At 59.3% G+C, this 20,472-nt stretch carries 21 protein-coding genes; 10 read left to right on the top strand and 11 right to left on the bottom strand.

All coding sequences use genetic code 11. The features are described from left to right. Positions 1-97: 97 nt before the first annotated feature. Entirely contained in the window at positions 98-1,297 is a 1,200-nt protein-coding gene (tyrS, locus tag ACDZ94_RS11580; protein WP_064454362.1) for a tyrosine--tRNA ligase, read from the bottom strand. A 209-nt stretch (positions 1,298-1,506) separates the two neighbouring features. Between tyrS and ACDZ94_RS11575 the strand changes: the two genes are divergently transcribed. Both ACDZ94_RS11575 and ACDZ94_RS11570 read left to right on the top strand, forming a co-directional pair. Beyond that, positions 1,507-2,919 carry a peptidoglycan DD-metalloendopeptidase family protein gene (locus ACDZ94_RS11575; RefSeq protein ID WP_221295751.1) on the top strand — a complete coding sequence of 471 codons (1,413 nt, stop codon included), beginning with the start codon at positions 1,507-1,509 and terminating at the stop codon, positions 2,917-2,919. A 3-nt stretch (positions 2,920-2,922) separates the two neighbouring features. Continuing rightward, the gene (locus tag ACDZ94_RS11570) at positions 2,923-4,014 is read left to right on the top strand and encodes an anhydro-N-acetylmuramic acid kinase (RefSeq protein WP_432750187.1); all 1,092 of its coding nucleotides are present in this window, start codon (positions 2,923-2,925) and stop codon (positions 4,012-4,014) included. Positions 4,015-4,092: 78 nt separating this feature from the next. Here the strand turns inward: ACDZ94_RS11570 and erpA are convergent, their stop codons facing one another. Together erpA and argC are read right to left on the bottom strand one after the other, a co-directional pair. Beyond that, entirely contained in the window at positions 4,093-4,443 is a 351-nt protein-coding gene (erpA, locus tag ACDZ94_RS11565) for an iron-sulfur cluster insertion protein ErpA (RefSeq protein WP_003176443.1), read from the bottom strand. Between the two features lie 154 nt (positions 4,444-4,597). Next, positions 4,598-5,632, bottom strand: coding sequence for an N-acetyl-gamma-glutamyl-phosphate reductase (gene argC, locus ACDZ94_RS11560; protein WP_064454365.1), 1,035 nt, complete (start codon positions 5,630-5,632; stop codon positions 4,598-4,600). 136 nt (positions 5,633-5,768) lie between these two features. On the opposite strand from argC, the gene hemJ reads away from it, so the two are divergent. From hemJ to coq7, 6 genes are all read left to right on the top strand, one after another. Continuing rightward, entirely contained in the window at positions 5,769-6,197 is a 429-nt protein-coding gene (gene hemJ, locus ACDZ94_RS11555; protein ID WP_064454366.1) for a protoporphyrinogen oxidase HemJ, read from the top strand. A gap of 24 nt (positions 6,198-6,221) precedes the next feature. After that, positions 6,222-7,184, top strand: a complete 963-nt coding sequence (locus tag ACDZ94_RS11550) for an NAD(P)H-dependent flavin oxidoreductase (protein ID WP_064454367.1) — start codon at positions 6,222-6,224, stop codon at positions 7,182-7,184. Between the two features lie 69 nt (positions 7,185-7,253). Continuing rightward, the gene (locus tag ACDZ94_RS11545) at positions 7,254-8,219 is read left to right on the top strand and encodes a DUF805 domain-containing protein (protein ID WP_221295755.1); all 966 of its coding nucleotides are present in this window, start codon (positions 7,254-7,256) and stop codon (positions 8,217-8,219) included. A 63-nt stretch (positions 8,220-8,282) separates the two neighbouring features. Then, complete coding sequence (locus ACDZ94_RS11540) at positions 8,283-9,071, top strand: SDR family NAD(P)-dependent oxidoreductase (RefSeq protein WP_064454369.1); 789 nt, start codon at positions 8,283-8,285, stop codon at positions 9,069-9,071. Positions 9,072-9,116: 45 nt separating this feature from the next. After that, positions 9,117-9,455: a histidine triad nucleotide-binding protein gene (locus tag ACDZ94_RS11535; RefSeq protein WP_003210943.1), complete on the top strand. Its 339-nt coding sequence runs from the start codon at positions 9,117-9,119 to the stop codon at positions 9,453-9,455. A 117-nt stretch (positions 9,456-9,572) separates the two neighbouring features. Further along, complete coding sequence (gene coq7 / locus ACDZ94_RS11530) at positions 9,573-10,220, top strand: 2-polyprenyl-3-methyl-6-methoxy-1,4-benzoquinone monooxygenase (RefSeq protein WP_053258296.1); 648 nt, start codon at positions 9,573-9,575, stop codon at positions 10,218-10,220. Between the two features lie 64 nt (positions 10,221-10,284). Here the strand turns inward: coq7 and ACDZ94_RS11525 are convergent, their stop codons facing one another. Continuing rightward, complete coding sequence (locus ACDZ94_RS11525) at positions 10,285-10,707, bottom strand: OsmC family protein (protein ID WP_017138086.1); 423 nt, start codon at positions 10,705-10,707, stop codon at positions 10,285-10,287. A 249-nt stretch (positions 10,708-10,956) separates the two neighbouring features. Here ACDZ94_RS11525 and crp point away from each other — a divergent pair, with 249 nt between their 5' ends. After that, entirely contained in the window at positions 10,957-11,601 is a 645-nt protein-coding gene (gene crp / locus ACDZ94_RS11520) for a cAMP-activated global transcriptional regulator CRP (RefSeq protein WP_064454370.1), read from the top strand. Here the strand turns inward: crp and ACDZ94_RS11515 are convergent. The 4 genes from ACDZ94_RS11515 to ACDZ94_RS11500 all read right to left on the bottom strand — a co-directional run bounded on the left by ACDZ94_RS11515 (position 11,598) and on the right by ACDZ94_RS11500 (position 14,917). After that, positions 11,598-12,293: a lipoate--protein ligase family protein gene (locus ACDZ94_RS11515; RefSeq protein ID WP_221295756.1), complete on the bottom strand. Its 696-nt coding sequence runs from the start codon at positions 12,291-12,293 to the stop codon at positions 11,598-11,600. The genes crp and ACDZ94_RS11515 overlap by 4 nt on opposite strands. Before the next feature lie 138 nt (positions 12,294-12,431). Then, entirely contained in the window at positions 12,432-13,268 is an 837-nt protein-coding gene (gene trpC / locus ACDZ94_RS11510) for an indole-3-glycerol phosphate synthase TrpC (protein WP_064454372.1), read from the bottom strand. After that, positions 13,265-14,314, bottom strand: a complete 1,050-nt coding sequence (gene trpD / locus ACDZ94_RS11505; RefSeq protein WP_064454373.1) for an anthranilate phosphoribosyltransferase — start codon at positions 14,312-14,314, stop codon at positions 13,265-13,267. Before trpD ends, trpC begins: the two co-directional genes overlap by 4 nt. 9 nt (positions 14,315-14,323) lie before the next feature. Further along, positions 14,324-14,917, bottom strand: coding sequence for an aminodeoxychorismate/anthranilate synthase component II (locus ACDZ94_RS11500; RefSeq protein WP_053258301.1), 594 nt, complete (start codon positions 14,915-14,917; stop codon positions 14,324-14,326). 423 nt (positions 14,918-15,340) lie between these two features. Between ACDZ94_RS11500 and estP the strand changes: the two genes are divergently transcribed. Continuing rightward, positions 15,341-17,263 (top strand): esterase EstP, encoded by a 1,923-nt coding sequence (gene estP, locus ACDZ94_RS11495; RefSeq protein WP_432750186.1) that lies wholly within the window; start codon positions 15,341-15,343, stop codon positions 17,261-17,263. 132 nt (positions 17,264-17,395) lie between these two features. Here estP and trpE read toward each other — a convergent pair whose 3' ends face one another. From trpE to rpe, 3 genes are all read right to left on the bottom strand, one after another. Beyond that, positions 17,396-18,877 (bottom strand): anthranilate synthase component I, encoded by a 1,482-nt coding sequence (gene trpE, locus ACDZ94_RS11490; RefSeq protein WP_432750185.1) that lies wholly within the window; start codon positions 18,875-18,877, stop codon positions 17,396-17,398. A 68-nt stretch (positions 18,878-18,945) separates the two neighbouring features. Next, positions 18,946-19,764, bottom strand: coding sequence for a phosphoglycolate phosphatase (locus ACDZ94_RS11485; protein WP_053258304.1), 819 nt, complete (start codon positions 19,762-19,764; stop codon positions 18,946-18,948). Continuing rightward, positions 19,761-20,435 (bottom strand): ribulose-phosphate 3-epimerase, encoded by a 675-nt coding sequence (gene rpe, locus ACDZ94_RS11480; RefSeq protein WP_046035020.1) that lies wholly within the window; start codon positions 20,433-20,435, stop codon positions 19,761-19,763. Before rpe ends, ACDZ94_RS11485 begins: the two co-directional genes overlap by 4 nt. Between the last annotated feature and the right edge of the window lie 37 nt (positions 20,436-20,472).

Here is a 20,472-nt window from a genome sequence, read left to right as displayed (position 1 = left end):
AACTCTTTGTTTACCAAGGAGTTTTCCGTTTCGACTGCGCCGGAAGTGGGGCGAATTATAGACAGATATAAATCGCCGTCAACACCTAATTCCAGCTTTATTCGGATTTGAGCGTAATACGCGCAAATGCCTTCTTGCCGGCCTGGCAAACGTGGGTAGCGCCCAGCTCGTATATAAAGGTGCGATCCACAACCTCACCATCTATACGCACACCACCGGAACCCAAAAGGTCGCGAGCAACCGCGGAATTCTTCACCAGACCCGCCTTATTAAGGACGGCAGCAATCGGCATCGCCTCAGCAGCAGTCAATTCGATCTCCGGCAGATCATCCGGCAGCTCGCCATCCTTCATACGGTTACCCGCTGCACGGTGAGCATTGGCCGCAGCCTCCTCACCATGGAAGCGCGCCACAATCTCTTCCGCCAACTTGATCTTCACATCACGCGGATTGGCGCCCGCCTCGACTTCAGCGCGCAGTGCATTAATCTCGTCCATCGAGCGGAAGCTCAACAGCTCGAAGTAACGCCACATCAATGCATCTGGAATCGAAACCAGCTTACCGTACATAACACCCGGCGCTTCTTGGATACCCACATAGTTACCCAAGGACTTGGACATCTTCTTGACGCCGTCCAACCCCTCCAGCAACGGCATGGTCAGAATGCACTGGGCCTCTTGACCGTATGCGCGCTGCAGCTCACGCCCCATCAGCAGATTGAACTTCTGGTCAGTGCCGCCCAGCTCAACGTCTGCGCGCAATGCCACCGAGTCATACCCTTGTACCAGCGGGTAGAGGAACTCATGGATAGCGATAGGCTGATTGGTGGAGTAGCGCTTGTCGAAGTCATCACGCTCAAGCATGCGCGCTACGGTGTACTGGGATGTCAGGCGAATGAAATCCGCCGGCCCCATCTGATCCATCCAGGTGGAGTTGAATGCCACCTCGGTCTTGGCCGGATCGAGAATCTTGAACACTTGGGTCTTATAGGTCTCGGCATTATCGAGAACCTGCTCACGAGTCAACGGCGGACGCGTCGCGCTCTTGCCGCTCGGATCACCGATCATCCCGGTGAAGTCACCTATAAGGAAGATCACCTGGTGCCCCAGTTCCTGGAACTGGCGCAGCTTATTAATAAGCACGGTGTGACCCAGGTGTAGATCCGGCGCTGTCGGATCAAAGCCAGCCTTGATACGCAGGGGTTGGCCACGCTTGAGCTTTTCGATCAGCTCGGCCTCGACCAACAGTTCTTCCGCACCACGTTTTATCAGCGCTAGCTGCTCTTCAACCGACTTCATAACAGACCCGCAAGGCTCAGATTCAAAAGGGAACCAACCATACAAGATCAGGGACTAATTACAAGTTTTGCCCTGCGCACGGACACCGTTCAGCAAGCCCAGCGTTCGCGAGCTTGCGCCACAGATGATTTGGTTATATTTTATACAGTTATTTCATCTTCATCATGTCATTCATCTTTTCCATTTCATCTTCAAAGTCAAAATTACTTATGACCACAGAACCGTCTAAAGCGCCGCCGCTTTACCCGAAGACCCACCTGCTCGCCGCAAGTGGTATCGCCGCCCTTCTCAGCCTGGCACTCCTGGTATTCCCTTCCAGTGACGTAGAAGCCAAACGAACATCCCTGAGCCTTGACCTGGAAAGTCCAGTTGAACAACTGACACAAGATCAAGACGCTTCCGACGCGCAACAAGCCACAAACGCACCAGCCGAATCACCATTTGCACAGATAGAAAGCACTCCCGAAGACACTCAACACGCCGCTCAAGAGCAGCCTGCAGCGGTTGTCCCAAAGAATCCCCTGCACCGCGAAGTAATCGTCGCCAAAGGCGATACGCTTTCAACGCTGTTCGAAAAGGTCGGCCTGCCCACTGCTACTGTTAATGAGGTGCTGGCCAGCGATAAACAAGCCAAGCAATTCACCCAGCTCAAACACGGCCAGAAGCTTGAGTTCGAATTGGCACCCAATGGCCAGTTGAAGAACCTGCACAGTAATGTCAGCGACCTCGAGAGCATTACCCTCACCAAGGGCGCCAAAGGCTTTGCCTTCAACCGCATCACCACCAAACCGGTTATGCGCTCCGCCTACGTACACGGTGTGATCAACAGCTCATTGTCACAATCGGCCGCCCGCGCCGGCTTGTCACACAGCATGACCATGGACATGGCCAGCGTGTTTGGCTACGACATCGATTTCGCCCAGGACATTCGCCAGGGTGACGAATTCGACGTGATATACGAACAAAAAGTCGCCAACGGCAAGGTGGTCGGCACCGGCGCCATTCTTTCCGCGCGCTTCACCAACCGTGGCAAGACCTACACCGCTGTGCGCTACACCAACAAACAAGGCAATAGCAGCTACTACACGGCTGACGGCAATAGCATGCGCAAAGCCTTCATCCGCACGCCAGTGGACTTTGCTCGCATCAGCTCGCGCTTCTCCATGGGTCGCAAGCATCCAATCCTGAACAAAATCCGCGCCCACAAAGGCGTCGACTATGCCGCTCCACGCGGCACGCCAATCAAAGCGGCCGGTGATGGCAAGGTCCTGCTGGCCGGACGTCGCGGTGGCTACGGCAATACCGTAATCATCCAGCACGGCAACACCTACCGCACGCTGTACGGCCATATGCAAGGGTTCGCCAAAGGCGTCTCCACGGGCAGTAACGTGAAGCAAGGCCAGGTGATCGGCTACATCGGCACCACAGGCCTGTCCACCGGCCCGCATTTGCACTATGAATTCCAGGTGAATGGCGTCCACGTCGATCCATTGGGTCAGAAACTGCCGATGGCCGACCCCATCGCCAAAGCCGAGCGCGCGCGCTTCCTGCAACAAAGCCAGCCGTTGATGGCACGCATGGACCAGGAGCGCTCCACCCTGCTGGCCTCGGCGAAGCGTTAAGGTATGCCGCTCTATATAGGTGTGATGTCCGGGACCAGCCTTGATGGCCTGGATATCGCCCTGATCGAACAAAACCCGGCGATCAACTTGATCGCCACGCACTACATCCCTATGCCAGACACCCTGCGCGCAGAGCTGCTAAGCCTGTGCGCCAGCGGCCCGGACGAAATCGCTCGTTCGGCCATTGCCCAGCAACACTGGGTGACACTTGCAGCCCAAGGCATTCACGCCTTGCTGGGCCAGCAGCACCTCATGCCTCATGACATTCGCGCAATTGGCAGCCACGGCCAGACCATTCGCCACGAACCTGCACGGGGCTTTACCGTACAGATCGGCAACCCGGCCCTGTTGACCGAGCTGACTGGCATTACTGTCGTCAGTGATTTTCGCAGTCGCGATGTCGCCGCCGGGGGCCAGGGCGCACCATTAGTGCCTGCCTTTCATGAAGCATTGTTCGGGGAACATACCGGCAACCGCGCGGTGTTGAATATCGGCGGGTTCAGCAACCTTAGCCTGATCGAGACCGGCAAACCTGTAGCCGGCTTCGACTGCGGCCCAGGCAACGTCCTGCTCGACGCCTGGATTCACCATCAACGTGGCGAACAATTTGATCGCGACGGCCAATGGGCCGCCAGTGGCAAAGTCGAGATTCAGTTGCTTAACGCGCTACTCAGCGACCCATTCTTCCTGACCCGGGGCCCCAAAAGTACCGGGCGTGAAGTCTTCAACCTGGGATGGCTGCAACATCACCTTGGCAGATTGCCAGCCTTCCAACCCCGGGATGTACAAGCAACCCTGCTTGAACTGACCGCGTTGACCATCGTCGAGTCCCTGCAAGCGGCACAAGCCGACACCGAAACGTTACTGGTGTGTGGCGGCGGCGCGCATAACGCCGCACTGATGAGCCGTTTGGCGGCGCTGTTGCCATCCACCCTGGTCAGCAGCACCGCGACTTACGGCGTGGACCCCGACTGGGTTGAAGCCATGGCCTTCGCCTGGCTGGCCCATTGCTGCCTGGAAGGCATCGCCGCCAACCGCCCCAGCGTCACCGGCGCACACGGGCTGCGGGTACTGGGCGCGATCTACCCCGCCTGACTACCCCTTCAGAATCTGCAGACAGCAAAACGCCGCTTGGCCTATTAAGCCAAGCGGCGTTTTTGTTTCCGTTGCCGATCAGATCGAGAACGAAGACCCGCAACCACAGGTCGTGGTGGCGTTAGGGTTTTTGATCACGAAACGCGAACCTTCAAGACCTTCCTGGTAATCCACCTCGGCACCTGCCAGGTATTGGAAGCTCATCGGGTCCACGACCAGGCTGACGCCCTCGCGCTCAACGATGGTGTCGTCATCGGCTACATCTTCATCGAAGGTAAAACCGTACTGAAACCCTGAACAACCGCCGCCCGTAACGAATACGCGCAGCTTCAAGCGATCATTACCCTCTTCATCGACCAGGCTCTTCACCTTGTGCGCAGCACCGTGGGTGAATTGCAAAGCCGTGGGGGTGAAGGATTCAACGCTCATGCTGATAATCTCCCGGCGTACCGCCGCCATATGCGTAATGGCGGGCATTATCCGCTTCTCCTAGAAAAGCGGTCAACTATTATGGGAGCAGCGGCCAGCTTCAAGCCGTTAAGCTTCAAGCTTGCCGCTGACAACTTGAGGCTATCAGCTGCTTTTAAGGCAACATGCCCGCGTGGGACAGGCCCAGCTTCTCATCCAGGCCAAACAGGATGTTCATGTTCTGTACCGCCTGGCCCGACGCGCCCTTGACCAGGTTATCGATCACCGACAACACCACCACCAGGTCGCCATCCTGCGGCCGATGAACCGCAATACGGCACACGTTTGCACCGCGCACGCTGCGGGTTTCCGGGTGACTGCCGGCAGGCATCACATCGACGAACGGTTCATTGGCATAGCGCTTTTCAAACAGCGCCTGCAGGTCTACCGAGCGATCAACAACGGTTGCGTACAGCGTGGAGTGAATGCCACGGATCATCGGCGTCAGGTGCGGAACGAAGGTCAGGCCCACATCCTTACCGGCAGCACGACGCAGCCCCTGGCGGATTTCCGGCAAGTGACGATGCCCTTTTACTGCATAGGCCTTCATGCTTTCCGACGTCTCGGAGTACAAAGAACCCACTGCAGCACCACGACCGGCGCCGCTGACACCCGACTTGCAGTCCGCGATCAGGCGCGAAGTATCCGCCAACCCCGCTTCCAGCAATGGCAGGAACCCCAGCTGCGTCGCGGTTGGATAGCAACCTGGCACCGCAATCAGGCGCGCTTGCTTGATTTGCTCGCGATTGACTTCCGGCAGGCCATACACCGCCTCCTCCAACAACTCAGGGGCGCCATGCGGCTGGCCGTACCACTTGGCCCACTCATCGGCGTCCTGTAAACGGAAGTCAGCCGACAGGTCGATGACTTTGGTACCGGCAGCAAGCAGTTCGCCAGCCAGTGCATGGGCCACTCCGTGCGGGGTAGCAAAGAACACCACATCACACGCGCCAAGGGTCTTGATGTCCGGAACGCTGAACGCCAGGCCGTCGTAGTGGCCTCGCAGGTTCGGGTACATATCGGCAACGGCCAGCCCGGCCTCGGATCGGGAAGTGATGACCACCACCTCAGCTTGCGGATGCTGAGCCAACAGACGCAGCAATTCGACACCGGTGTAACCCGTGCCGCCGACGATACCGACCTTGACCATAAACCTGCCCTCAACGAACCCACTGGAAAGCCGTCGATAATAGGGGCCGTATCGTCCTGCGACAACCGCCAACGTGACGTAAGGGCGCATGAGCCACTACTATCTTCAGTTACCGTGAACCTGGGAATAACTAGAAATGCTCTATCTATGGGTCAAAGCCTTCCACATCGTCAGTATCGTCTGCTGGTTTGCCGCGCTGTTCTACCTGCCACGCCTGTTCGTCTACCACGCCCAAAGTGAAGACACCGTCAGCAAAGAACGCTTCAGCATCATGGAGCGCAAGCTCTACCGCGGCATCATGGGCCCGGCGATGATTGCCAGCCTGGTGTTCGGCGGCTGGCTGATCTACCTCAACCCCGCCATCTTTCAATCCGGCGCGTGGATCCATGCCAAGCTGACGCTCGTGGTGCTGCTCATCGGCTACCACCATATGTGCGGCGCCCAGGTAAAACGCTTCGCCCGTGGCGAAAACACCCGCAGCCATGTCTTTTATCGCTGGTTCAACGAAGTGCCCGTTCTGATATTGCTGGCTATCGTAATTTTGGTCGTGGTCAAACCGTTCTAATTTCAATTACTCAGGGTACCTCCAATGTCATTGCCTGCCTTGCTCGAACAACGTCTGCGCCTGCCAGTGGTGGCGGCGCCGATGTTTCTGATTTCCAACCCGCAGCTGGTCCTGGCGTGCTGTCGCAATGGAGTGGTCGGGAGTTTCCCGGCGCTCAACCAGCGCGAGAGCAGCGGCTTCAAGGCCTGGCTGGAAGAAATCGAAGCGGGCCTGGCGCAACTGGACAACCCTGCGCCATATGCCGTGAACCTGATCGTGCACAACAGCAACCCACGCCTGGAAGCCGACTTGGCGATTTGCGTCGAGCACAAAGTGCCGATCGTCATCACCAGCCTGGGCGCAGTAAAGGAGTTGGTCGATGCCGTGCACAGCTACGGCGGCCTGGTGTTTCACGACGTGACCACTCGGCGCCATGCCGAGAAAGCCGCAGAAGCCGGTGTTGATGGCCTGATTGCCGTGGCCGCAGGCGCCGGTGGCCATGCCGGCACGTGGAGCCCATTTTCTCTGATTGCCGAGATTCGCCAATTCTTCGATAAAACCCTGCTGCTGGCCGGCTGCCTCAACCATGGGCACGAGATCCTCGCCGCCCAAGTGCTGGGCGCAGACCTCGCCTATTTCGGCACGCGCTTTATCGGCACCACTGAAAGCCACGCCCCGGATGCCTATAAAGAGATGCTGCTCACATCGCGCGCCGCCGACATCGTGCACACTCCCGCAGTCTCTGGCGTACCGGCGAGCTTCATGCGCCAAAGCCTGGAAAACGCCGGTTTCGACCTCGCTGCCTTACAAGGCAAAGGTGAAGTAAACTTCGGCTCCAAGCTCAAGCCGTTGAGCGACGAAGCCAAAGCCTGGAAAACCGTATGGTCCGCCGGCCAGGGCGTCGGTGAGATTAATGATTTGCCCAGCGTCGATGAACTGATTGCCCGCCTGGATGCCGAATACCGCAAGGCACGCGAGCACTCGGCACAACTTCGCTGGCCACGCTGATAACCGCCAGGCCTGCTGACCGAAGTCGGCCTGTACTCCTTCCCTGATTCAAGTGACAAGGATGCCCGCATGAGCGACAACCGTTTCAAGATTGTGTTTGACGGAGCCCTGCTCCCGGGTGTCGAAAGCACCACTGCCAAGCTGAACCTCGCCGAACTGTTCAAAAGCGATGTGGCAGCCATCGAAAAGCTTTTTACCGGCCGCCCGGTCGCGCTCAAGCGTGACCTGTCCCGCTCCGATGCCGAAACCTACCTCACGGCGCTGAAAAACGCCGGGGTCGATGCACGTATCGAACCTGAGCAACCCGTGGCCTTCAGCCTGGCCGAAGCTCACGAAACGGATACCCGCGCGTCTGACTTCTCGCGTTCCGCTGCTTCGCCCTATGCTCCGCCGCGTGCGGCAGTGGGTGACCACACCGAGGAGTACTCGACACTCAAGGTCTTCACCATCGACGGGCGTATCGGCCGTCTCCGGTATCTCGCCTGGACGCTGGTGTTGACCCTGGCAATGCTGGTCGCTGGCGGCATCATCAGCACCGCGAGCTTTGCCGTGGCGACCGCCTCACCGACCGCCGGCATCATTCTCGGCTCGCTGCTGGGCTTCGCGCTGGTTGTTGCGATTGTCTGGGTCAGTGTGCAAATCGGTGTGCAACGCCTGCACGACCTGGGTTGGTCGGGCTGGCTGTGGTTCCTGCATCTGGTGCCTTTGGTGAACAGCGTCTTCCCGATCCTGTTGCTGGTATTGCCGGGTAATGCAGGCGCCAACCAATACGGCGCGCCGCCTCCGCGCAACTCCACCGCGGTAAAAGTGTTGGCTGCCCTGTGGCTGGCATTCATTCCGGTGATGTTCGCCATTGTGGTGGCGCTGGGTATGAACGGCTACTTGAACCAACTCGAAGCCAATATGGACAGCAGCTACGAAAGCAGCTCCATCACCTCCGATGACGCCACCGATCAAAGCGTCACCGTTGATGAAGAAGAAGGTGCGCAAAGTGCTGACGACACGGCCGAACCTGTAGACTCTCCAGAACAGTGAAGAAACGCCCGCCGCCTGTGATGCCTCTGTCACAGGCCCGGCGGCGTTGCGATGGAGAAAGGCATGACCCGTTACGCTCTGATCACCGGTGCCTCCAGCGGCATCGGCCTGGCTTTGGCCGAAGCACTGGCCCGTCGCGGCCGCAGCTTGATTCTGGTGGCCCGCCAGCGTGATCAGTTGGAAAGCATTGCAATTGAATTGACTCAACGCTTCGGCGTCGAGGTGCTGTTTCGTGCCTGCGACCTGGGCGAGCCGCTGCGCTTGTCCGGGTTTCTGCTGGAACTTGAAGAAGGTGAGCGCCAGATAGACCTGCTGGTCAATTGCGCCGGCATGGGCACCAGCGGGCCATTCCTGGCCCAGGACTGGATGACTGAACAAGACCTGATCGAAGTCAACATCCTGGCCCTGACCCGCATGTGCCATGCCCTTGGTAACGCCATGGCCCTCAATGGTGGGGGCCAGATTCTCAACGTTGCCTCGGTCGCAGCCTTTCAGCCTGGCCCGTGGATGAGCAGCTATTACGCCAGCAAGGCGTATGTGTTGCACTTCTCCGAAGGCTTGCGCGAAGAGTTGAAGACCTGCGGCATCAAAGTCTCGGTACTGTGCCCCGGCCCTACGCGCACCGCATTCTTCGGCACCGCTCAAATGGACACCGCCAAGCTGGACCGCAGCAAGCAACTGATGAGCCCCGAAGAAGTTGCGCTCTACACCGTGCGTGCGCTGGAAAGAAACAAAGCCATCATCATTCCCGGGCGACGCAACCGTTGGCTGGCCTTCAGCCCGCGTTTCAGCCCTCGCTGGCTGACACGCAAGATCGCCGGTGCGATCAACAAGGCCTATTGCCCACGCTGACTGGCTGGGTACACTCCCCTGCACTTTCACAATGGAGAAACAGCTGTGGATACTCTGTTCACCAAGATCATCAACAGGGAAATACCCGCGAAGATCATCTATGAAGATGACCAGGTCCTCGCCTTCCACGATATTGCCCCAATGGCGCCCGTGCATTTTCTGGTGATTCCGAAAAAGCCTATTCGTACCCTCAACGACCTGACCGAAGAAGACAAAGCCCTCGCTGGCCACATTTTGTTCACCGCTCAGCGATTGGCGGTGGAGCAAGGCTGCGAGAAGGGCTTTCGCGTGGTCATGAACTGCAATGAGGATGGCGGCCAGACCGTTTATCACATCCACATGCACGTGCTGGGTCAGCGCCAGATGAACTGGCCACCGGGCTGATCAACCCTGCAACCACGGTCGCAGCCCCGGGCTGCGACCCAATGCCCTTGACTCAGCGCAAACGCTTCACCCTCTCTTGCGGTAAACTGACCGCCGAGATTCTTCCCGGAGGTCAGCATGACTACCCAACGTCACTACTCGCCGATTGACCGTCTGTTGCTGCAAGCCGACACGGCCATGCGCACGCTGTTGCCGTTCAGCGGCCAACCGTACCGCCCATCGCCTGCCATCGTGCAGCCCGACGCGCAGATGAGCGAGACCGACACCCGCCACGTTGCCGGCCTGATGCGCATCAACCATACCGGAGAAGTCTGTGCCCAGGCGTTGTACCAAGGCCAGGCGCTGACCGCCAAGCTGCCGCAAGTACGGGCAGCGATGGAACATGCGGCCGAAGAAGAGATCGACCACCTGGCCTGGTGCGAGCAACGCATTCGCCAGCTCGGTAGCCATCCCAGCGTGCTCAACCCACTGTTTTACGGTTTGTCGTTTGGTATCGGCGCCGCCGCCGGCTTGATCAGCGACAAGGTCAGCCTCGGTTTTGTCGCCGCCACGGAACATCAGGTCTGCAAACACTTGGATGAACACCTGGAGCAACTGCCGGCTGAGGACGAAAAGTCTCGCGCCATTCTTGAGCAGATGCGTATTGATGAAGAACATCACGCAGATAGCGCACTGGATGCGGGCGGCTTCCGCTTCCCGGCGCCGGTGCGGTTTGGTATGAGCCTGCTGGCCAAAGTAATGACCAAAAGCACCTATCGCATCTAAGTGCGTCAAAACTGATCCACAAAAAAGGGCGCTATCGAAGCGCCCTTTTCTTTTGCGGTGTGTCTCAACCTAACTCAATGATCTCGTAATCATGAGTGATTGCCACACCGGCCGCGCCGAGCATGATCGACGCCGAGCAATACTTCTCAGCTGACAGCTCAATGGCACGCTTGACCTGGGCTTCCTTCAGCGCCCGACCCTTCACCACGAAATGCATGTGGATCTTGGTGAACACCTTGGGATCTTCGGTGGCGCGCTCGGCTTCCAGGAAGGCTTCGCAGCTTTCCACGGCCTGACGGGATTTCTTCAGGATGCTGACCACGTCGAAGTTGCTGCAACCGCCTACCCCCAGCAGGAGCATTTCCATCGGGCGTACGCCCAGGTTACGGCCACCGGCGTCCGGCGGGCCATCCATGACCACTACATGGCCACTGCCCGACTCACCGAGGAACATGGCCTCGCCCGCCCATTGGATGCGTGCCTTCATCGCCCAGACTCCACTGCTAAAAAAGGGTCGCCAGCTTAGCACAGGGCTTTGAAACAGCAGCGCCCAGCATGAAAGCTGTAAATAGCAGTCTTTGCCCGGTAAATTCCTCAATCGAAGCAGAATGTGTCTGTTAAGCTGGCGCCAATTCAATGGCGCATTGCCATCCTTTGTACAGCGTGTCTCAATGCCGACACCGCTGGATAAAAAAATAAATCCAACCACACCGTGCAGTCTTTCCGGGATACAACCATGGTTGCTCTTACTCCCACACCCAAGATCAAGAACCTCGACAAACTGTTGATGCATTGCCAGCGCCGGCGTTATCCGGCCAAGCACAACATCATCTGCGCGGGCGAACGTTCGGAAACACTGTTCTTCATTATCAAGGGCTCGGTCACCATCCTGATCGAGGATGAAGAGGGCCGCGAAATGATCATCGCCTACCTCAATACCGGCGATTTCTTTGGGGAACTGGGGTTGTTTGAACAGGCGGGCAAAGAGCAGGAACGCAGCGCCTGGGTGCGGGCCAAGGTCGAGTGCGAAGTCGCTGAAATCAGTTACACGAAGTTCCGCGAACTGGCCCAGCATGATCCCGACATCCTGTACGCCCTGAGCGGTCAGATCGCCCAGCGGCTGCGCGACACCACACGCAAAGTGGGTGACCTGGCGTTCTTTGATGTCACCGGACGCGTGGCCCGTTGCCTGCTGGAGCTGTGCAAGCAACCGGACGCCATGACCCATCCTGACGGCATGCAGATCAAAGTCACGCGCCAGGAAATCGGGCGCATTGTCGGCTGCTCACGGGAAATGGTCGGTCGGGTGCTCAAGGACCTGGAAGAACGCAACCTCGTGCACGTCAAAGGCAAGACGATGGTGGTGTTCGGTACGCGTTAAACCGGCAGGAACCCGGCCAGCATCTGACGGTACAACGCATCCAGACGGGTGATCGCATCCGGCGCGGGAAAGGCTTCGTGCAAGGCAATATGGCTGTCGGCACGCACCCGCTGGTCGAGGCCACACGCTTCATTGAAGCGATTGACCGCCGCAATCAACTCCTCGCGGTCGTTATCCAGCAACAAAGCACCGTGCACCAAACCCACCGGGCGGCCGCCGCTTTGCCGCCAGCGCTGGGCGGTGCCCACCATCTTGCGACCGTTGAGGTTGACGTTGTAACGGCCATCGCAGAAGGCGCCGTCAATCTCACCGACACTGGCATCACCGCCCAACTCAATCAGAAAGTCACAGATCGGCTGGCACAAACGCTGGTAGCCGGTTTCGATCCGCCCTTGATCGCCTTCACTGCGCGGCGGTGCGTAAACCAGCGCGATATTAACGGTCGCAGCAGACTGCGGCACCGGTTCACCGCCGGTTTCGCGCAGCAATACCGGCCAACCGGCATCGGCCGAGACTTGGCTGGCCGCATCAAAAGCCGGCAAGCGGCTCAACCGGCGCGGCATGACCAAGGCCTGATCACTGGGCTGCCAGAACAGCAGGCCGAATTCTTGCTCGCCCGCGCAAACGGCCGCCAGCAGGTCCTGCTCGGCGGCAAGGCCTGCTTCAACTGTCATCGGCACTGGCTTGAGCATCGAACACCTATTTCTATGAATAGACACAAAACCAAATGTGGGAGTTGGCTTGCCTGCGATAGCATCACCTGGGGGTAACTGCTACACCGAGGTGTCTGCATCGCAGGCAAGCCAGCTCCCACACTGACCGCACTTCAATCAATCCAGGGTCGAACCGCTGACGGCCACGCCACGCTCAGGGAAGAACAGGCGTTGCAGTTCCGCGCCCGGGTTCTCGGCGCGCATGAAGGTCTCGCCCACCAGGAACGAATACACACCGCTGATTTCCATCAGTTCCACGTCGGCGCGGTTGACGATGCCACTTTCGGTAATCACCAGGCGATCGCGTGGAATACGTGGCAGCAGGTCGAGGGTGTTTTCCAGGCTGACTTCGAAGGTGTGCAGGTTACGGTTGTTGACCCCCACCAGCGGTGTGTCGAGGGTTTTCAGCGCTCGCTCAAGTTCGTCGCCGTCGTGCACTTCGACCAGCACGTCCAGGCCGACGCTTTTGGCGACTGCCGCCAACTCCGCCATTTTCACGTCATCCAATGCGGAGACGATCAGCAATACGCAGTCGGCGCCCAAGGCACGGGCTTCGACGATCTGGTAAGGGTCGACCATGAAGTCCTTGCGGATCACCGGCAACTTGCACGCGGCGCGAGCCTGCTGCAGGAACAGATCGGAGCCCTGGAAGTAGTCGATATCGGTCAGCACGGACAAACACGTGGCACCGCCCTTCTCGTAGCTCTTGGCAATGTCTTCAGGAATGAAGATCTCGCGAATCACGCCCTTGCTGGGTGAAGCTTTTTTGATCTCGGCAATGACGGCGGGCTGCTTTTCCTTGGCCTGCTTGATCAAGGCATTGGCAAAGCCACGCGGTGCATCGGCGCTTTTCGCCAGGCCTTCCAACTCGGCCAGGCTGACACGGGCGCGGCGCTCGGCGACTTCTTCAGCCTTGCGGGCCAGAATTTTTTCCAGAACGGTCGGAACACTCATCCTTCATTCTCCATTTTGAACACCGCAGTAAAGGCACCCAGCTCTTCGAGTTTCTCGCGAGCAAGCCCGGTGTGCAGAGCATCATGAGCGAGGGCCACGCCCTCTTTAAGACTGTAGGCGTGATCCGCGGCATACAGCGCCGCACCGGCATTGAGCACAATCATTTCTGCCGCTTTCTGGCCGTTCTCAGTCTTGCGGCGCCCCAGGGCATCACGAATCAGCTCAAGAGACGCTGCCGGGCTTTCTACGGACAGTCCATGCAAACTCTGGCTTTTCATACCAAGGTCTTCAGGCTCGACCCAATATTCAGTGACCTCGTCATTCTTCAGCTCCGCCACAAAGGTTGGGGCGGCCAGGCTGAATTCGTCCAGGCCATCTTTGGAATGCACCACCAGCACATGCTTGCTGCCCAGGCGCTGCAGGACTTCAGCCAATGGCCGACACAGTGCCTGGCTGAACACGCCTACCACCTGATGTTTCACACCGGCCGGATTCGTAAGCGGGCCGAGCATGTTGAACAGGGTGCGCAGGCCGAGGTCCTTGCGCGGGCCGGCGGCGTGTTTCATCGCGCCGTGATGGGACTGGGCAAACATGAAGCCAATGCCGACGCTGTCGATGCAGCGCGCCACTTGCACTGGCGTCAGGTTCAGGTAGATCCCGGCGGCTTCCAACAGGTCGGCACTGCCGCTCTTGCCGGAGACCGCACGGTTACCGTGCTTGGCCACGGTGCAGCCAGCCGCTGCGACCACAAAGGACGCCGCCGTGGATACGTTGAAAATATTCGCACCGTCACCGCCGGTGCCGACCACATCGACCACACCGTCGAGGGTCTTGAGTTCGACCTTGTCCGCCAGCTCACGCATGACCGATACGGCGCCGACGATTTCGTCGATGCTTTCGCTCTTCATGCGCATCGCCATCATGAACGCGCCAATCTGCGCATCGGTGCATTGGCCGGTCATGATCTCGCGCATCACATCGCTCATTTCAGCGGTGCTCAGGTCCAGGTGGCCGACGATACGGCTCAGGGCAGTCTTGATATCCATGGAAAGTCCTTAGCGCGTGCCGCCGCTTTGCTTGAGAAAGTTGGCGAACAGCTCGTAGCCCTGCTCGGTCAGGATTGACTCGGGGTGAAACTGCACCCCTTCGATATTCAGTGTCTTGTGGCGCAGGCCCATGATCTCGTCGACCGAGCCGTCTTCCAGTTGGGTCCAGGCCGTCAGTTCCAGGCACTCGGGCAGGGTTTCACGCTTGACCACCAGCGAGTGGTAGCGGGTTACCGTCACCGGCAGGTTCAAGCCGTGGAATACACCGAGGTCTTTATGGAACACCGGGCTGGTCTTGCCGTGCATCACCTGGCGCGCACGCACCACATCACCGCCAAAGGCCTGGCCGATGGATTGGTGGCCCAGGCAGACGCCCAGAATCGGCAACTTGCCGGCGAAATACTGGATGGCCTCGAGAGAGATGCCCGCTTCGGTCGGCGTGCAAGGGCCAGGCGAAACCACGATGCGCTCCGGGTTCAGGGCAGCGATTTCGGCAACCGTCAGTTCATCGTTACGCACCACCTTGACCTCGGCACCGAGTTCGCCCAGGTACTGCACAACGTTGTAGGTAAAGGAATCGTAGTTATCAATCATCAGCAACATGTGGGTTCAAACCTCTTGAATTCACTGATTTCGAATGACCGCCTTCCAAGAGAGTGTCCCGCTGCCAGACGCACGTTCCGGTTGCCAGGGTTAGCCGGCAAGGGGCGTCGAACAACGGGTGAAGAAGGCAAATCGGTACAGGTCCGGCCGGGCCGGCAGAGAAAAATGTCAGGCGCGCCAACGCCAACGGGCGTGTGCCTTGACTACTCGCATCAAGAGTTTGCTGATGATCAACACGGGAAGGGTCTCATTCATACGTTCAGGCACAGTAACGTAGCCTCGCCAGCGGTGCAATATGGAGCAGCGAATACGGGGGAATCACTACGACTTCTTTATAGGAAAAAACTGTTTTCTTCGAAGAAAACCCTCACTACATTGCTAGTGTTTCGCGTCCGATACAAAAACAACTAAATGGAATTTCACATGCTCAGACCACCGTTTTTCGCTCCCCTCGCTGGCGCTCTCTTGTCCCTGGCCTGCGCGCAGGCGTTTGCAGCCCCTTCACCCTATTCAACCATGGTCGTTTTTGGTGACAGCCTGGCAGACGCCGGCCAGTTCCCCGATGGCTCGGCCGGCGCCACTTTACGCTTCACCAACCGCACCGGGCCGACCTTTCAGGGCGACTATGGCCTTGTCTCATCGACCCTCCTGGGTGCGAAACTGGGTGTAGCGCCCAACGACCTGAATGCCTCCACCTCGCCGGTTCGCGCGGCACAAGGCCTGCCTGACGGGAACAATTGGGCGGTCGGCGGCTACCGTACCGACAACATCCTGGACTCCATCACCTCAGTCTCCAATGCGGCGATTCCGCCTGGAAACCCCGGTGGCGGCACCGTTTTGCGCAGTCGCCAGGGTTATCTGCCGGCAAACGGCGGGCGGGCCGACCCGAACGCGCTGTATTTTCTGTCCGGTGGCGGCAATGACTTCCTGCAAGGGCGTGTGCTCAGCCCGGGTCAAGCCGTTGCCGCGGGTGGGCGCCTGGCGGACAGCGCCCAAGCCCTGCAACAGGCCGGGGCTCGCTACATCATGGTATGGATGCTGCCCGACCTGGGCTTGACCCCCGCCATCAACGGCACGCCGGCGCAGGCAGCAAGCTCGGCCCTGAGCGGCATCTTCAACCAGTCACTGGTGCAACGCCTGTCGCAGATCGATGCCCAGATCATCCCGTTGAACATCCCGCTGCTGTTAAACGAAACCTTCGCTGACCCAGCCCGCTTCGGCTTGGCCTCCGGGCAAAACCTCACGGGCACCTGCTTCAGCGGCAACAGCTGCACCGCCAACCCGACCTACGGCATCGGCGGCACCCAGCCGGACCCGACCAAGCTGATCTACAACGACTCGGTCCACCCCACCATCGCCGGCCAACAACTGATCGCCGACTACGCCTATTCCCTGCTCGCAGCCCCCTGGGAAATCACCTTGCTGCCGGAGATGGCCCAAGGCACCTTGCGCGCCCACCAGGATGAACTGCGCAACCAGTGGCAAGCCGACAACGGCAACTGGCAAGCCGTCGGCCAATGGCGCGCGATCGTGGCCGGTGGTGGCCAGCACTTGGACTTCGATGATCAACGCAGCTCGGCCAGTGGCGACGGCAGTGGCTACAACGTGAATGTCGGCGGCAGCTATCGGCTCGACGACAGTTGGCGCGTCGGTGTGGCCGCCGGGCTGTATCGCCAGACACTCGAAGTCGGCGCCCGCGACTCGGACTACACGCTCAACAGCTACATGGGCACCGCGTTCGCTCAATATCAGCAAAATCACTGGTGGGCCGATGCTGCGCTGACCGGCGGCAAGCTGGACTTCGACAGCCTCAAGCGCAAGTTCGCCCTGGGCGTCAGCGAAGGCTCCGAAAAAGGCGACACCGATGGCTGGCTCTGGGCCTTGAGCGGCCGAGTGGGCTATGACATTGCCGGCGTCGGCAGCGATTGGCACCTGTCACCGTTTATCAGCGCCGACTATGCGCGGGTCGAAGTGAACGGTTATTCGGAAAAGGACAGCCGCTCCACGGCACTGACGTTTGATGATCAGCAACGCGACTCCAAGCGTCTCGGCGTCGGCCTGCAGGGCAGCTACCGCGTCACCCCGCAAACCCAAGTATTTGGCGAAGTGGCCCACGAGCACGAGTTCGAAAACGATGCTCAGAAGGTCAACATCTCACTCAACAGCGTGCAGGGAATCGACTTCAAGCTGGACGGCTACACACCTCGCAGCAATTCGGATCGCTTGAACCTCGGCATCAGCCACAAGCTGACTCAGGAGCTGGCGTTGCGGGCGGTGTATAACGTGAGGAAGGATGACAGCCTGACCCAGCAAGGGGTGAGTGTCGGGGTGAGTCTGGATTTCTAAACGGGTCTGAAACACGCTACAAAACAATGGTGGGAGCTGGCTTGCCTGCGATGCAGACACCTCGGTGAATCAGGTACACCGAGGTGATGCTATCGCAGGCAAGCCAGCTCCCACATGTTCCAGCGCCAGCCGTTAACCCTGAGGAGTCTGCTCGGCCAACGCCACAGCCCGGAACATCGCGCGGCGTTTGTTCAGCGTCTCTTCCCATTCGAGCGCCGGCACCGAGTCAGCAACAATCCCGCCACCCGCCTGCACGTGCAGCTCGCCGTCCTTGATCACGGCGGTGCGGATCGCAATCGCGGTGTCCATGTTGCCGTTCCAGGCGAAATACCCCACGGCGCCGCCGTAGACACCACGCTTGACCGGCTCCAGTTCGTCGATGATTTCCATCGCGCGAATCTTTGGCGCACCCGACAACGTGCCCGCCGGCAGAATCGCGCGCAACGCGTCCATCGCGGTCAACCCGGCTTTCAGCTCGCCGGTGACGTTGGACACAATGTGCATCACGTTGGAATAACGCTCGATCACCATCTTCTCGGTCAACTTCACCGAACCGATTTCCGAGACGCGCCCAGTATCGTTACGGCCCAGGTCGATCAGCATCAAGTGCTCGGCAATTTCCTTGTCGTCGCTGAGCAAGTCTTCTTCCAGCGCCAGATCAGCCTCTTCGGTCGCGCCACGCGGGCGAGTGCCGGCGATCGGGCGCACGGTGATCAGGTTGTCTTCCACGCGCACCAGCACTTCCGGCGAACTGCCCACCACGTGGAAGTCGCCGAAGTTGAAGAAATACATGTACGGCGTCGGGTTGAAGCAACGCAGCGCGCGATACAGGTCAATCGGCGCAGCCTTGAAGTCGATGGACATGCGCTGCGACGGCACCACCTGCATGCAGTCACCGGCCAGGATGTATTCCTTGATCGTGTCGACCGCGCGTTCGTAGTCATTCTGGGTAAAGCTTGAACGAAAGATCGGATCGGCGGCAGGCGGACGGCTGAGGTCCAGGCCACGACGCGGGGTGATCGGCTGACGCAGTTTTTCCAGCAGGGCTTCCAGGCTGGCCTGGCCTTGCTCGAAGGCATCGGCCTGGGAAGGGTCGGCGAGGACAATCGCGTGCATCTTGCCGGCGAGGTTGTCGAACACCACCACCGCGTCGGAGACCATCAGCAGAATGTCCGGCACGCCCAGCGGGTCCGGATTCGGGCATTTGCCCAGGCGTTTTTCCACATAACGCACACAGTCGTAGCCGAAATACCCCACCAGGCCGCCGTTAAAGCGCGGCAGGCCGGCAATGGTCGGCACGTTGTAGCGCGCCTTGAACGCTTCGACGAAGGCCAGCGGGTCTTCAACGTCGTGGCTTTCGATCTCGACGCCGTCCTGCGTGATGCTCACATGGTGATCATGCACGCGCAGCACGGTGCGGCATGGCAGGCCGATGATCGAGTAACGGCCCCATTTCTCGCCGCCCTGTACCGATTCCAGCAGGTAGGAATTGGGCTCGTCGGCCAGTTTCAGGTAGATCGACAGCGGCGTATCGAAGTCGGCCAGTGTTTCGCAGGCCAAGGGGATACGGTTATAGCCGGCAGCGGCCAAACGCAGGAATTCTTCGCGGTTCATGAGGTGCCTCGTGGCTTGAGGGTCAAACGGTCAGGTGTGCAAACATGCCGCAGCGCGGCCAGGATCAGTCAGGCGCGCCAACGCCAGCGGGCCAGGGCCTTGATGACTTTCATCCAGAGTTTGCGAGTGACCACCACGATGGGATTTCCAGAAGGGGACGGTTCGGTGTCGGGCAACGTTATCTCAGCGCCCGCGCCCAAGCAACCGGGGATTAGCAGTCGCAGGTCATCAATCACCAGTGCCGGCGATTCTTCGGCAATCGGACGACCATGGTTGTAGCCGTAACTCAGGGCCACGCACTGCACACCGGCGGCTTTTGCGGCCAGCACGTCACTGCGCGAATCGCCGACAAACAACGATTGGGATGCCGGGATGTTGGCCATTTTCATCACGAAAAACAGCGCTGCCGGGTCGGGTTTCTTCTGCGGCAAGGTATCGCCACCGATGATCCAGCGGAAGTAACGGCCGATTTTCATCTGGTCCAACAGCGGCGCGACAAAGCGCTCCGGCTTGTTGGTGATCAGGGCCATTTCCACGCCCTGCTTGTGCAGCCATTTGAGCGTGTCGCGCACGCCGGGGTAAACCACGGTCAGTTCGTGGCTGCTTTCGTAGGCTGCATTGAACAATTCCAGGGCGTGTTCGGCTTCGACATCATCGACACCTTCAGCCTCGATATGATTGGCCAGGGCCCGGCGCACCAGCATCTGCGCGCCATTGCCGACCCACTCGCGTACCGACTCGATACCCGCCGGCTTGCGCCCCAGCTTGAGCAGCATCTCGTCCACCGCCGCCGCCAGGTCAGGCACCGAGTCGATCAACGTACCGTCCAGATCGAACATCACCAGCCGTGGCAGTTTGCCGGGGAACAGCCGCTCAAAACCGCTCATGGACGCGCCAGCGCGAGTTCGGCACGCATCTTGTCGATGACTTCCTGGTAGTCCGGGGCGTTGAAGATCGCCGAGCCGGCCACAAAGGTATCGGCCCCGGCGGCGGCGATCTCACGGATATTGTTGACGTTAACCCCACCGTCGATTTCCAGGCGGATATCACGCCCAGACGCATCGATCAGCGCGCGGGCTTCGCGCAGCTTGTTCAAGGTGCCGGGGATGAACTTCTGGCCACCGAAGCCTGGGTTGACGCTCATCAGCAGGATCATGTCGACCTTGTCCATCACGTACTCAAGCACGCTCAACGGGGTCGCCGGGTTGAACACCAGGCCCGCCTTGCAACCGCCTTCGCGGATCAGTTGCAGGGTGCGGTCGACGTGCAGCGAGGCTTCCGGGTGGAAAGTGATGTAGGTCGCGCCAGCGTCAACGAAGTCGCCGATGATGCGATCCACCGGGCTGACCATCAGGTGCGCATCAATCGGCGCGGTGATGCCGTACTTGCGCAGTGCGGCGCACACCATCGGGCCGATGGTCAGGTTGGGCACGTAGTGGTTGTCCATGACATCGAAGTGCACGAAATCGGCACCGGCGGCCAATACCTTGTCCACTTCCTCACCCAGGCGGGCGAAATCGGCGGAGAGAATCGATGGAGCAATGACGAAGGGCTGCATGACGCACCTTTTTGAGCTAAATCACGATGGCGCGCAT

Origin of the sequence: Pseudomonas sp. UBT (assembly GCF_050915955.1) — a bacterium.
Lineage (GTDB): Bacteria > Pseudomonadota > Gammaproteobacteria > Pseudomonadales > Pseudomonadaceae > Aquipseudomonas > Aquipseudomonas antarctica_A.
This window is presented reverse-complemented; position numbering and strand designations above follow the sequence as displayed.